The organism is Acidimicrobiia bacterium (genome assembly GCA_018057765.1).
GTDB lineage: Bacteria > Actinomycetota > Acidimicrobiia > IMCC26256 > JAGPDB01 > JAGPDB01.
Map to the genome: position 1 here is coordinate 19,695 of JAGPDB010000021.1, position 12,678 is coordinate 32,372.

Sequence of the window (12,678 nt, forward strand, 5' to 3'; positions counted from 1 at the left end):
GCAGGTGGTTGTCCAATTAAAAGCTTAAATTGGGCTATATATAGTGTTATATCGTGACATTTAGTGCATGGCTACACTTGTAATTCAGAATCTCAACATGTTAACTTCTTCATTGTCCTATTTGTACACAGCCCGTGTTTGGTGAGTTTGGTTTAGGGGAATCGAACCCAAGTACGGAGATAAATAGACCGGCTGCCCATTACGCAGCATGATGATAAACCCACACATTCGTGTTCGAACATTTCTATGTCCGTGCGCGCTTAAACAGAAAACATAGAGAAAGGACAAGCATGTACGTTAAGTCATACGGTGTAGTCAATCAATCTTCAAATTCTAAACAGAGCTTGTCTCCTAAGCTCGGGCTGAAACCTCGGGGACACGCGTTAGGTTCCCAACAACGTTTGTCCCACCTAGGTAATACAATCGGAAAATTAAATAGGTTTGCACTTATTGTAATTCTTACCTTTGCTTTAATCACTACAGCATTCGCAGCTGCAAAACTCTCCAAAGCAGATGCACATATTCAAGGTGCAATAAACTCTTTCGGAGCTGCACAATATTACGGTAATCCAGGTGTTGGTGCTGGCGAAGAGGTTGCTGGTATTGATTCGGTTAATTCTGGATCAGGCTATTGGACAACAACAAATACTGGTCGCGTATCAGCATTTGGCCAAGCAATTAGCTATGGTGATCTAGCAGGCAGAAATATAAGAAACATTGTAAGTATCGTTGCTACACGCACCAATAATGGATATTGGTTGTTAGGTTCTGATGGTGGAGTTTTTACTTTTGGTGATGCTCAGTTTTCAGGTTCAGCAGTTGGAGCTAATAATAGAAACGCACCTTTCGTAGCTCTTATACCTTCGAGATCTGCACGTGGATACAATATCGTTGATGCTAGCGGAGCGGTGTTTACTTTTGGCGATGCTCAGTACTATGGTGGAGCAAACGGTATAACTTCAGGCGATAGAATTGTCGATGTAACTTCGTCAGCTACTGGTGAAGGATATATCATGGTTGCATCTAAAGGTGGAGTATTTGCTTTTGGCGATGCTCAATTTTATGGCGCACTTGATAAGTCACAATTAAATGAATCTGCAGTTTCAATAGAATTAACAAATAATGGAACTGGCTATCTCATATTGGCTGACGATGGTGGTGTGTTCACCTTCGGTGCAGCTTCATTCCATGGATCAGCAGTAGAGGATATAAAATCTAGAGTTCCGTCGACCGATATCGCAGTTTATGCAAACGGCAAAGGATACTGGGTTGTAAATGGAATCACTAGATCAGCAAGAGCTACTAGGACAGCTAGCGGTTATGGTGCTGATGTGTGGGCAAAACTAAGAAATTGCGAATCACATGGTAATTATCAGTCAAACACCGGAAATAGCTTTTATGGTGCATATCAGTTTACAGCTTCTACGTGGAACTCAATGGGCACAGGCTATCCATATGCACATATGGCACCTCCAGAGGTCCAAGATGATGCGGCACTTAGATTACAACAGCGTGCAGGTTGGGGCCAATGGCCACTATGCTCTAAGGTGGCACTAAGGTAGTGAATTAATATATCGATTCTGGGATAATACCTAGAAATCAACAGGACGCGTCGTGTAATGGTCTACTTCTTGAGGGTGTGACTTTTACACGGCGCTAATTTTTTATACCCTACCTGTTGCTAAGCCACACAATATTTGAGGTCGGGGAACCCTTGACTTTCAATAATTGACATAGGTTCTGTTGATGAAAAATAGTTTGCAATTCCTACACTTAACATAATTATAATTACACCAATAAGTTGGTATGCATTTATAATTTGAACTAATAACATCCATCCAAAAAGACAACTAAATAAAGTACCGAAAGGTACAAACAATCCGTTGAGCGTGAGAGATGATATCTTCTGTGTCTTTGAATAAACAACGTCGCCTATCGTTCCAACGGCACATGCAATAGTCAATAAAAATATTTGGGTAAAGCTTGGTGTAATCTTCGTTGTAATAGTGTGCATTGAAATTAATATGTACAAAAAAGGTAATGAGAGCAAACCTGTCCAGCCATGCATATACGTAATATGATTTGTAGTTGGCATAACAAAAACACTTAAGGCGCCAATAGTATTAAATACTCCAACATTTAAAAATAGGAATGTATAAAAGGCTAGCCCAAGAGATATAACTATAGAGATAGAATATATGAGGCTTATACGGGATTCTTTCTAACTTAAAGGGATCTTATTGTATTTACAATATGAAAAAAAACTTAAAAAAGAAAAAGGTGCTTGAAAAGTTATTCCAGCAGGACCAAATTTTGCAGAAGCACAAAATACGCTATAAATTGACCAGGTTGCATACGTTGTTAATAGACCTAAAACGGGTTTCATTTTCTTCATTGCCAAAGGGTCAACCATGGAAATACTTTTAAGCTATAAAAACTATTTTTTTCTAAATCTATTGAACAGGATAATTACTATTCGCCATATTTACAAAATTACCAAAACTTGGAGTCGTCCAACGTAATACTTTTGCGATTTTTTTAGACACTTCATGCCACTTGTTAACATCAAAACCATTTACTATATTAGCTACTGATGTATCTTGTCTTACATGAACTATTGCTGGCAGTGAAGTTATGCCTAAAGCCTTACACACTTCAAAATCTGGATCAACAAAATATTGAAAGTTAATATTCATAGATTCTTTAACAAGTTCAGCTCCTCTGATATCTCCTGGTATCAATATTGCGCATCGAGCGTCAGAATCACCGAAAGTTTTAAATATGGAACTGATTACACCTTCATATTCTTTAGCCTCACCGCGAGCAGGTAGTGCAATCCACACTTGAGTAAACATGGTTGTTAAATCATCTAAAGTTCTTGTAGTTCCATTTAAGGAAGTAATTTCTAAAGTAGGATTCGTAGTAGATGTCATTCTTATAGATTAGCGTTTTTTGTGTACAAATTCCTTTTTAAGTTTAAGAAAAATTGATATACTTCGATTACTAGCTTTTTAGTTTGGAGAAAAATGAAGCATTATGATGTGGCAGTAATTGGTGGTGGAATCCACGGTTTATCGAGTGCATATGCAATATCGAAACAAGGCAAATCAGTGGTGCTTTGCGAACAATTTGAATTTGGACATTTACGTGGCGCATCGCATGGGCCAACTCGAATTTTTCGCATGTCATATGATGATTCTGATTATGTATCCATGGCACTTAACTCGCTGGGGATGTGGAGAAAATTAGAAGAAGAAGCAGGTGTGAGCTTGCTTGATTTAAATGGATGCGTTGATCATGGTAATGCTGAACGTATGTCAAAAGTTGTTCTAGCAATGGATTCATGTTCTATATCTAGTGAAATATTGTCACAAGGTGAAGCGAAAGATAGATGGCCAAATTTAGAATTTGATGATGTAATACTATTTCAACCAGGTGGTGGGAGACTATATGCTCGTTCAATATTAACTGCACTCTATGAATTATGTAAGGCAAAGGGTGTTGATTTAGAAGAATTTATGCCTGTAAAGAAAATAGTTAATGATACTAGTGGCAAAATGATTCTTGAATGTGAGAATGAAACTTATAGCGCAGACCAAGTAGTTAGTTGTGCAGGAGCATGGACTTATGAGCTATTAAAAGATAATATAGCTTTATCGGAACCTACAATAACTCAAAGCGATTTGTTGTTTTTTGAAAGTAAAGACCTAGGCGCTATTTGGCCAAATATTAGACATCATTCTGACATTGATTATTTTTCACAAGAAGCACCAGGAGTTGGGATACTTGTTGGTTCAGATAAAACCGGTCAGATTATTAAACATCCAGAAGATAGAGATTTCCTTATTGATCCTGTCAATGGTGTAAAAATTTGTGATTATATTTCGAAGTATATGTCAGGCTTAAAAGAACAGCCAATATCGTCATCTACATATATATCTACATATAATAAATCTGGAGATTTTGTTGTTGACCGAATAGGTAATATAGTTCTTGTCCAGGCTTGTGAGCAACGTGGCTTTAAGTTCGGACCCTTAATTGGCAAATACACTGCTGATCTTATTAGTGGTAATAAATTTTCACAATTGAGGTTTCGTTTATAAAAAAAGAGGAATCACATTTTAAAATATGAGACCTCTTTTTAATGGCGTAATCGACATTGGGGTGGGAGAGAGACGCCGATTAGCTTTAATATAATATTGCATCATGAGTCACAAAAAAAGAATAGGTCGAAATGTCTATTTTGTCGCGCAGTTTGGTTGATTTTGCGAAATATTAGTCTGTTGACGAACTCAATAATATTACTCTGTTAGTTCTTCATCAGGTATAGGTGTTGGTGTAGGTATAGGCGTAGGCGTAGGCGTAGCGGTAGTAGAGCTGGTAGTGGTGTACGAACTTGATGGGCTTGTTGGTTTCCTCGTGGTGAGTGTTTTTGATTTAGTCTTAGGTGCTACACAGCAACCTGGAACTTTTATTACTTTAATAGCCTCATCATCGTTTATATTATCTAAATTAATTAATGAGGAGATTTTATTAAATATAAAATCACTTAAAATTTTTCCACCATTTACTGAAATATGAACTCCATCGTCTGTTCTAAGTATTTTATTGTTTATTGATTTAACAAATTTATTTCCTGGTGATAAAACTTCGCTAGATTTTATTGTTTCATATGAATTATCATCAGCAAATTTTTGAATTACTGCGTTGATTTTCATAAGATTGGAGTTTAATGTCGAGTTTTGCATATTTGGTGCTAAAACAAAATAAATTGGTTGAGATTTAGTAGAAAAATTTTGTGTGAGTTCGTTGAGCATTTTTGTATAGTTTTGAATATAGTTCTCTGGATCCGACTTAACAACGCTTGCATCATTAGTGCCTACAATAAAGAAATAAATTTCTGGATTGTATTTTGTAGCAATATTTTTTGCTTGCTTATTCCAGTCAAAAAAGTTCGAGTTGGTCAGACCACTAGAAGGTCTAGAATCCCAACTAGCTAATACTTTGCCCGTTTTACTTAGTTTATTTGCGAGTTGTGAACCAAATGCGTCAGCGAGTGAGTCCCCACCTATATATATACGAAGAGGGTTATCTTTATCAAACGAGCGAATGTCGCTTAGATAATTGTCTGATTCTTTGATTACAGTTGAGTTTGTAACAAGTTTTTTTTTAAGGTAGAGCTCTCTAAACTAGGTCTTGGACCTGTTCCTATCTTTACAATGTCAGTTGCAACTAATGCTAAAAAAATACCAATAATAATTGATAAGGTAATTAAGATTATTCTTCGAATCTTATTTCTTTTTTTTCTAAATTCTCGTCGTTTAGATACCGATGCACCACTTACGGAATTGGAGTGTTCATCCGAAAAATTTCGCAAACCTATACCTTGGGAATTCTTAGAGCTCAAAGGTTTATAAAGGTTATCGTCGTAGTTGCTCATATCAGACAATTATACTACGCGATTATATTTTGGTTTAATAATTAAACGACTAATTTTGTTTATGTATTGAATTTATGTAATTTGAATTTTATATAACTCATTATATAGTCCTTTTTTAGCAATAAGTTCTGTATGTTTGCCTGTTTCAACTATCTTGCCGGCTTCTAGAACAATAATTTTATCTGCATTAATAACCGTTGAGAGTCGGTGTGCAATAACAATCGCGCTTCTTTGTTTTAATGCTTCTTCAAATGCTGTTTGAATTAATCCTTCTGTTTCAGAATCTAAATGACTAGTTGCCTCATCTAATATAACAATTGCTGGGTTCTTTAATAACACTCTTGCAATTGCGAGCCTTTGTTTCTCGCCACCCGATAAACGATATCCTCGTTCGCCAACTAAGGTGTCATATTTATCTGGTAACGAATCAATCAAATTATGTATTTGAGCGCGCTTGGCAGCATCGATCATTTCATCTAGGGTTGCATCTGGTTTTGCATAAGAAAGGTTCATACCAATTGACTCATGAAATAAATGAGGATCCTGTGTAACGACACCGATTGTGTCTTTAATTGATTCAAACGAAAGTTCTTTAACATCAACTCCATCGATCAAAATCGAACCACTAGATACTTCATACATTCTTGCAAGAAGCATTGCGGTTGTAGTCTTGCCAGCACCCGATGGACCAACTAGCGCAATGGTTTGACCAGGTTCAACACTAAAACTAATATCGCTAAGTATTTGTGCTTCTTGCTCAATAGCTTGATTTGGGTTGTCTTCTTCTAGCGATGGGAGTGTAATAAGCTCGACTTTTGGGTGAGTAAACGAAACATTCTTATATTCAATTTTACCTTTTGGATTCTTTAAAGTTATCGGGTTCTCTATCTCAGTTATAAGTGGTTTGAAATCAAGTATTTCAAAAACCCGGTCAAAACTAACCATTGCACTTAAAACGTCTACGCGAGCATTTGTTAATTGGGTCAAGGGTGAATAAACCTGTCCAACATAAATTATAAAAGCACCAACAGTACCTGCAGATATTATGCCCTCTAGAGCGAATCTACCACCTACGTAATATACGACTGCTGCTCCAATTGCAGAAATTAGTCCTAATGCAGCGAATAATATACGCACGTACATTGCAGATTGAATTCCAATGTCTGCAACTCGTCTTGCACGTTTAGCAAACGACGCTGTTTCTTCTTTTGGACGTCCGAAAAGTTTAACTATTAGAGCTCCTGATACATTAAAGCGTTCAACAATTGTTGTGTTCATTGAAGAATTAAGGTTCATTGATTCTTTAATTGTGCCTTGTAGCCTTCTGCCAACTCGTCTGATAGGAAAAATAAATAATGGCAGGATTAACAGAGTTATTATTGTCAATCTCCATTCGAGTCTTAACATGACGCTTAGAGTTACAATGAGGGTAATAATATTGCTAACAACGGTACCAATGGTAGAAGTCACTGCTAGTTGGGCGCCAATAACATCATTATTTAGCCTGCTCATTAAAGAACCAGTTTGAGTTCTTGTAAAAAAAGAAAGTGGCATCTTTTGTATATGGTCAAATAGAGCAACCCTTAAATCGTAAATTAGACCTTCACCGATTTTTGAAGAATAATATCGTTGAGCCAATCCTAAACCTGCGTCACTTAAAGCAACAACAACACCCGCAATAGATATCCAGACAACTACAGTTAGGCTTCCTTTATTTGAAGCAGTACCAATACCTTTATCTAATAATTCTCGAAATAGTAACGGTGGAATAGCACCACTTATGGCAGCAAAAATTAGAACACCTAGGTAGACATAAATTGATTTTTTATAAAATCTTGCAAAATGCCATATACGGCTTATCTTGACTTTATCAAGCTTTTTGCCTTTAACTGATTTAGGGTCGTTACGAAAACTCCCTACTGTCTGCCAACTCATTTTCCATCCTTACTATAACTATACGTTACCCTAACTAATAGTGTATTTTCGAATAACGATTATCAAATCAGTTAGGATTATCTGATGGCAAATATTGAAAAATCTTCACTTATTAATGATGTTCTAATTATTACTCCACAAGTTTTTAGTGATGATCGTGGAATGTTTGTTGAAACCTTCAGGCAAGAATGGTTGCCTGAAAATGCACCAACTATGGTCCAGGGTAATAGAGCAACTCGTATAAAAGGTTCTTTAGTAGGGCTTCATTATCATCTTCATCAAGAGGATTTTTGGTATGTTCCTTTTGGTAGCGCCATAGTTGCTCTTCACGATTTACGTGAGGGTTCGTCCACTAATGGCACAAGTCAGACTATAGAGATTAGTGGCGATAATCATAAGTGTGTTTATATTCCTCGCGGTGTTGCACACGGGTTTTTGGCTCTAAGTGATATGACAATTACATATCTTGTCGATAATTACTATAACGGTAGTGATGAACTTGGAGTTCATTATGCTGATCCCGAAATGGCTTTCCAATGGCCTCTAGATGATTTAACTGTTTCAGATCGCGATAAAGAGAACCCTATGAGAAAAGATATTCCAAGTGAGATTCGTCCTGTAGTTAATTCTTTATATGATGTTGTACCTAAATGATGTTAGATTTAATATAAATGATCTTTTTTGCAGTTAATGTTTCTTACTCTTTTGTTGGAATAATAATTGCTTTTATTGGTGGAGTTCTTAGTGTTATCTCACCTTGTGTTTTGCCAATACTTCCGGGGCTTGCAGGAATCACTACTGGTATGTCTATTGAGGAGCTAGGAAGCGATAAAAAACTTGTCAAAAAGATTATTTCAATGTGTGTATCTTTTTCTATTGGGTTTTCTTTTGTTTTTGTTCTTATAGGTTTGACTACTTCTGAGATTGGACAGAAACTTTCTCGCAATAAAGAACAGTTGACCAGAATTTCAGGTTTAATTCTAATTGTGTTGTCGATCATTTTCTTATTATCTTTTTTTACTAAATTTCGTATTTTTAATTTTGAAAAAAAGTTTAAATTCAAGAAAAGCTTAGGCGCTATTCCTGTAATTTTTATTGGCGCAGGTTTTGCACTGGGATGGTCGCCATGTTTGGGGCCCGTGTTAGCTGGTGTCCTTAGTGTCGCGGCAACTGAAGAAAGTCTTTTTGGCCGTATTATTATTCTTTTGGCTTATTGCTTAGGCTTATGTTTGTCGATGAGCACAATTATTATCGCGAGCTTTAAATATAAGCGATTGCTTGGGTTTATAAAAAAACATACTAGAACTATTGTGGTTATTACCTTTTTGGTCATGTTTTGTTTTGGTCTAATATTATTTTTCGACAAGATGGCATTGTTAACAGCTCGTGTAACACAGTTCTTTGACTTTATTGGTCTTGATAGAATTTCAAGTGGGATTTAAATATGGATACTATAAAAATTGTAACTTTTAATTTACATCATGGTAAAGAAAATGATGTTAAATATTCTAAAGAGAAACTTTTAGATGATATTTCTAGTTTGAATGGCGATATTATTTGTTTGCAAGAAGTTGACAAATATTCTATTAGAACAAAATTTAATAACCAGGCGAAATTGATTGCGAATCATTTAGGTTATTTTGTTCATTCAAGTTTTGTTCGTTTTTTTGGTTTGGGCTTTCAGTACAATATTATTTTGTCTAAATTTCCTATTGAGGTTATAAAAGAAATAGTCTTGCCTAACATAAAAGGTAAGCAACGTAGACTTGCCACAAAAGTTAAAATTACCACAGATAATGGTCCTCTAGTTTTAATTAATACTCATTTAACTTCTGGAGATATTGTATCTGGCAATTCTATTGCACAGACTCAACTAAAGTTTTTGTTAGAAAATAATAGTGAAGATATTTTCATTATCGGTGATTTAAATATGTTGGCTTTGCAAGTATTGCCTAATATAGAGAAATTTGGTTTTAAGACTTTGAGCGAATATAAAACATCACCAGCTAATAATCCTAAGAATCAAATCGACTGGATATTAACGCGAGGGTATAAGCTCAATAGTATGCGAACTTCAGAAAAGCTATGCAGCGACCATAGGGCTCTTATAGCTATTATCAATCTATAAATAGAAATATTGACTTATATTCCATCAATTTGCTTAGGTTTACAGTAAAAACAAATAACTAGATTTGAAAGACTATATAGCTAACGTAGGCTATATAGAGGGCAATTAGAAGAAAACCACTTCGACTACCAATTCTCCATTTGCGGATAACTAACAAAGCGATAATGGCCACCACTGTGGCGAATAACAAAATGATACTTGAAGACAAGTTCTCGTTGCTTACTTCAATATTTCCACCGTTGATCAAAATATAAGCCAACCATGGCACACCCAAAGCAAATAAAATATCAAAAATGTTTGAACCTATAGCATTAGCAACTGCCATGTCTCCACGGCCTTGCTTTGCAACAATTATTGAACCAATAAGATCAGGTAGTGAAGTTCCGGCAGCTAAAACTGTTAAAGCTAGAAAAGTAGGGTTGATACTTAGAATATCAGCAGCATGAATTAATTGTTCTACGAGAAAATAACTAGCAATCGCAATTGCAACAATACTCAAAACAAAAGTGGCAATATATTGATTAGGCTTCTTTTTAACATCTGGAATTATATAGCCAATAGTTTTTCTAACCTTAAGAGTGAAACCTTTTGGTTTAATTGCTTCAAAATCTTCAGAAATTTTAATATCTTTATAATCAAACCATTTTTTCCAATTAATAGTTGCATAAATATAGATTGCATATAGCCCCACAAACATAATTGCTTCAATAAGAGTTATAGTGCCATCACGAAATGCAAACAACAAAAGCAAGATGGTCAGAACGTAGAAAGATAAATCTCTAATAACTGGTTTCCACTGCAAAATAACAGATTTAAAAAGTGCGCTAACACCAATAATAATAAGAATGTTAAATATTGCAGAACCCACAATTGTTCCAGAACCAACGTCAGCACTAGCACCGGCTAAACCAAAAATAGCAATAGTTGAGGCAAATAACTCAGGTGCACTAGAACCCATAGCAAGAAGAGTAGCTCCGGCAACGTCACTCGGAAGTTTCATCTTTTCACTTAGAACATCTATTGATGGTACAAAAAATTCATCACACACAATTGCTAATAGATAAAATAAAATTAGAGTAATAACAATAATAAAAAATAGATCCATCGGAACATTCTACAAATCATTAACAATAAAGACAGTATCTAGTCGATGTCCAGAATATCAATATGCTCAATAGTTTTGTCTAGATCATGCTACACATGATGTTTTTATGTGTAGCATGTACTGATGAATTTAAAATATATCTCTATTAAAAAGCCGATAATCATTTGCTTCATACTTTTGATGCTTTGTGTAACAATCTTATTTCCTCAAAGTCAAAATGCGTATGCGAACACAAAGGATGTAGATACATATACACGATACGAACATATAGAAAGTTTTGATTCGCAAATTTTTGTACACAAAAATGGAACAATAGATGTTGAAGAAACAATCGAATATGACTTTGGCTACTATTCACGACATGGAATATTTCGTTACATTCCATTTGAATATAACTGGGATGGCGAAAAACCCAAAAGCGCTATTGAAGGATCAAAATATCTACGTGAAACACCACTAAAAATAAATTCAATCACTCAAGATATAACAAACAAAGCAGAATTTTCAGTAAAAGAAGAAAATCAAAGTAAAGTAATAAAGATCGGTAATGCAAATAGGACGATTGCTGGACAACACCAATACAAAATATCTTATACTTTAAAAAACTTTATTAATTCGTTCGGTGACATCGATGAACTTAACATAAATATTAATGGGAATGGCTGGGACATCCCAATATCAAAGTTGAAGGTACAAATTGAAATTGAAGGTGTTGACGATGTCAAACAGTTAGAAACCTTATGTTTTGTAGGATATATAGGTAGTACAAGAAAATGTGATACTCAAGAAAATGCTGGCGGCAAATTTATAAATTTTGAACAAAATAATTTGGTCTCAACTCAAAACGTGACAACTCTAGTAGCTATACCAAAAGGTGTGCTTTCCCCCGAGAAACCAATCATAAAAGAAGAATTTACTTTTAAATCAGCATTTAGAATCACACCCTTAACACTGGGAGGATTTTTCTTGATACTCTTCATCGGTTTAGGAATCGTCACAATGTTGGTATATAAAAAAGGTCGAGATCGTAGATTTGTGGGAAGCGCAATTGATGCAGCGATGGGAAATAATAGTGGTGAAGAATATTTAAAGCCACTATTTAATAATGAATCTAACCCTGTTGAATTTATACCTCCAGAGAATATACGACCAGGCCAGATAGGGGTACTGGTAGACGAGAAAGCCGATGACGTAGATGTTACAGCTACTTTAGTTGACCTTGCAGTACGGGGATATATCAGCATTAGCGAAGAGCAAATATCGAAAAAGAGCATAATTGGTTTTTCGAAAAATTCTACAGAATATTCACTCACTAAAGTGAAAGAATTTATCCAGGATGAAAATCTTAACGGTTATGAAAAAAATCTTCTAAGTGGTTTATTTTCTAAAAACAAAACATTCAAACTTTCCGATATGACTAATAAGCAATCTAAAAGTATTTTAAAAGCCAAAGATGAGTTATACGATAACGTCGTAAAAAATAAATGGTATAGAGTTAGACCAGATAAAACAAGGTCATTCTGGTTAACGTTTTCCAGTATAATATTTTTGGTAATTGGTTTACCTGCCGTTGTGCTTGTAGCATATTTCACACATTTTGGCTTTAGTTCTTTAGCGATACCTATAAGTGCACTAGCACTACTGGTTAACTATAAAAAGATGCCGGCCAGAACAGCTAAGGGAACAGCAATGGTCGGAAGAATCGCAGGCTTTCGCCAAATCTTTGACGCAGGTGAAGGTGAACGTCAGGCGTTTGCCGAAAAATCGAATCTGTTTCTAGAATATCTACCTTATGCAATCGTTTTCGGATGTGCAGAAAAATGGGCGAAAGTTTTCGAAGACCTAGGATTTACTCAGGAACAATTAGGTATTAACAAATTCTATAGTGGAACTAATTTTACACCATTGCATTTAGCATACGCAATGGGCTCATTTTCCGCAGCTACCATAAGCACAACTGCCAGTGTGCATACTGCTGCATCTCGATCATTTTCATCAGGATCCAGTGGTTTTTCTGGCGGAGGTTTTTCTGGTGGTGGCGGAGGCGGTGGTGGCGGCGGAAGCTGGTAA

General features: G+C 35.6%; 12 protein-coding genes and 1 pseudogene. 6 read left to right on the top strand and 7 right to left on the bottom strand.

The genetic code is table 11. The annotated features are described in order from the left end of the window. The first annotated feature begins 1,013 nt into the window (after nucleotides 1–1,013). On the top strand, nucleotides 1,014–1,562 hold the full coding sequence (locus tag KBF89_07235) for a transglycosylase family protein (GenBank protein MBP9116118.1): 549 nt from the start codon (nucleotides 1,014–1,016) through the stop codon (nucleotides 1,560–1,562). Between the two features lie 119 nt (nucleotides 1,563–1,681). Here the strand turns inward: KBF89_07235 and KBF89_07240 are convergent, their stop codons facing one another. From KBF89_07240 to KBF89_07250, 3 genes are all read right to left on the bottom strand, one after another. Beyond that, nucleotides 1,682–2,095: an EamA family transporter gene (locus tag KBF89_07240; protein ID MBP9116119.1), complete on the bottom strand. Its 414-nt coding sequence runs from the start codon at nucleotides 2,093–2,095 to the stop codon at nucleotides 1,682–1,684. A 126-nt stretch (nucleotides 2,096–2,221) separates the two neighbouring features. Then, entirely contained in the window at nucleotides 2,222–2,413 is a 192-nt protein-coding gene (locus tag KBF89_07245; GenBank protein ID MBP9116120.1) for a hypothetical protein, read from the bottom strand. 40 nt (nucleotides 2,414–2,453) lie between these two features. Next, a complete protein-coding gene (locus tag KBF89_07250; GenBank protein ID MBP9116121.1) occupies nucleotides 2,454–2,933 on the bottom strand; it encodes a hypothetical protein in 480 nt (159 codons plus the stop codon). Between the two features lie 93 nt (nucleotides 2,934–3,026). On the opposite strand from KBF89_07250, the gene KBF89_07255 reads away from it, so the two are divergent. Next, entirely contained in the window at nucleotides 3,027–4,103 is a 1,077-nt protein-coding gene (locus KBF89_07255) for an FAD-dependent oxidoreductase (protein ID MBP9116122.1), read from the top strand. 423 nt (nucleotides 4,104–4,526) lie between these two features. Here the strand turns inward: KBF89_07255 and KBF89_07260 are convergent. From KBF89_07260 to KBF89_07270, 3 genes and pseudogenes are all read right to left on the bottom strand, one after another. Further along, a pseudogene (locus KBF89_07260) lies at nucleotides 4,527–5,141 on the bottom strand (DUF459 domain-containing protein). Further along, nucleotides 5,141–5,440: a hypothetical protein gene (locus tag KBF89_07265; protein MBP9116123.1), complete on the bottom strand. Its 300-nt coding sequence runs from the start codon at nucleotides 5,438–5,440 to the stop codon at nucleotides 5,141–5,143. Before KBF89_07265 ends, KBF89_07260 begins: the two are co-directional and overlap by 1 nt. A 72-nt stretch (nucleotides 5,441–5,512) precedes the next feature. After that, nucleotides 5,513–7,375: an ABC transporter ATP-binding protein gene (locus KBF89_07270; protein MBP9116124.1), complete on the bottom strand. Its 1,863-nt coding sequence runs from the start codon at nucleotides 7,373–7,375 to the stop codon at nucleotides 5,513–5,515. An 84-nt stretch (nucleotides 7,376–7,459) separates the two neighbouring features. Here KBF89_07270 and KBF89_07275 point away from each other — a divergent pair, with 84 nt between their 5' ends. From KBF89_07275 to KBF89_07285, 3 genes are read left to right on the top strand one after another with little or no spacing between them, the layout of a single operon-like run. Continuing rightward, complete coding sequence (locus KBF89_07275; GenBank protein MBP9116125.1) at nucleotides 7,460–8,029, top strand: dTDP-4-dehydrorhamnose 3,5-epimerase family protein; 570 nt, start codon at nucleotides 7,460–7,462, stop codon at nucleotides 8,027–8,029. Nucleotides 8,030–8,046: 17 nt separating this feature from the next. Then, nucleotides 8,047–8,817: a cytochrome c biogenesis protein CcdA gene (locus KBF89_07280; protein ID MBP9116126.1), complete on the top strand. Its 771-nt coding sequence runs from the start codon at nucleotides 8,047–8,049 to the stop codon at nucleotides 8,815–8,817. Nucleotides 8,818–8,819: 2 nt separating this feature from the next. After that, entirely contained in the window at nucleotides 8,820–9,503 is a 684-nt protein-coding gene (locus KBF89_07285; protein ID MBP9116127.1) for an endonuclease/exonuclease/phosphatase family protein, read from the top strand. A 58-nt stretch (nucleotides 9,504–9,561) separates the two neighbouring features. Here the strand turns inward: KBF89_07285 and KBF89_07290 are convergent, their stop codons facing one another. Continuing rightward, nucleotides 9,562–10,608: a calcium/sodium antiporter gene (locus tag KBF89_07290; protein ID MBP9116128.1), complete on the bottom strand. Its 1,047-nt coding sequence runs from the start codon at nucleotides 10,606–10,608 to the stop codon at nucleotides 9,562–9,564. A gap of 123 nt (nucleotides 10,609–10,731) precedes the next feature. Between KBF89_07290 and KBF89_07295 the strand changes: the two genes are divergently transcribed. Beyond that, entirely contained in the window at nucleotides 10,732–12,678 is a 1,947-nt protein-coding gene (locus tag KBF89_07295) for a DUF2207 domain-containing protein (GenBank protein MBP9116129.1), read from the top strand.

Bases quoted from the DNA above. Each gene is read 5' to 3' on its own strand.
- KBF89_07255 (MBP9116122.1), top strand. From the start codon at position 3,027: ATGAAGCATTATGATGTGGCAGTAATTGGTGGTGGAATCCACGGTTTA.
- KBF89_07265 (MBP9116123.1), bottom strand. From the start codon at position 5,440: ATGAGCAACTACGACGATAACCTTTATAAACCTTTGAGCTCTAAGAAT.
- KBF89_07235 (MBP9116118.1), top strand. From the start codon at position 1,014: ATGGTTGCATCTAAAGGTGGAGTATTTGCTTTTGGCGATGCTCAATTT.
- KBF89_07290 (MBP9116128.1), bottom strand. From the start codon at position 10,608: ATGGATCTATTTTTTATTATTGTTATTACTCTAATTTTATTTTATCTA.
- KBF89_07270 (MBP9116124.1), bottom strand. From the start codon at position 7,375: ATGAGTTGGCAGACAGTAGGGAGTTTTCGTAACGACCCTAAATCAGTT.
- KBF89_07275 (MBP9116125.1), top strand. From the start codon at position 7,460: ATGGCAAATATTGAAAAATCTTCACTTATTAATGATGTTCTAATTATT.
- KBF89_07285 (MBP9116127.1), top strand. From the start codon at position 8,820: ATGGATACTATAAAAATTGTAACTTTTAATTTACATCATGGTAAAGAA.
- KBF89_07250 (MBP9116121.1), bottom strand. From the start codon at position 2,933: ATGACATCTACTACGAATCCTACTTTAGAAATTACTTCCTTAAATGGA.
- KBF89_07245 (MBP9116120.1), bottom strand. From the start codon at position 2,413: ATGGTTGACCCTTTGGCAATGAAGAAAATGAAACCCGTTTTAGGTCTA.
- KBF89_07295 (MBP9116129.1), top strand. From the start codon at position 10,732: ATGAATTTAAAATATATCTCTATTAAAAAGCCGATAATCATTTGCTTC.
- KBF89_07280 (MBP9116126.1), top strand. From the start codon at position 8,047: ATGATCTTTTTTGCAGTTAATGTTTCTTACTCTTTTGTTGGAATAATA.
- KBF89_07240 (MBP9116119.1), bottom strand. From the start codon at position 2,095: ATGCCAACTACAAATCATATTACGTATATGCATGGCTGGACAGGTTTG.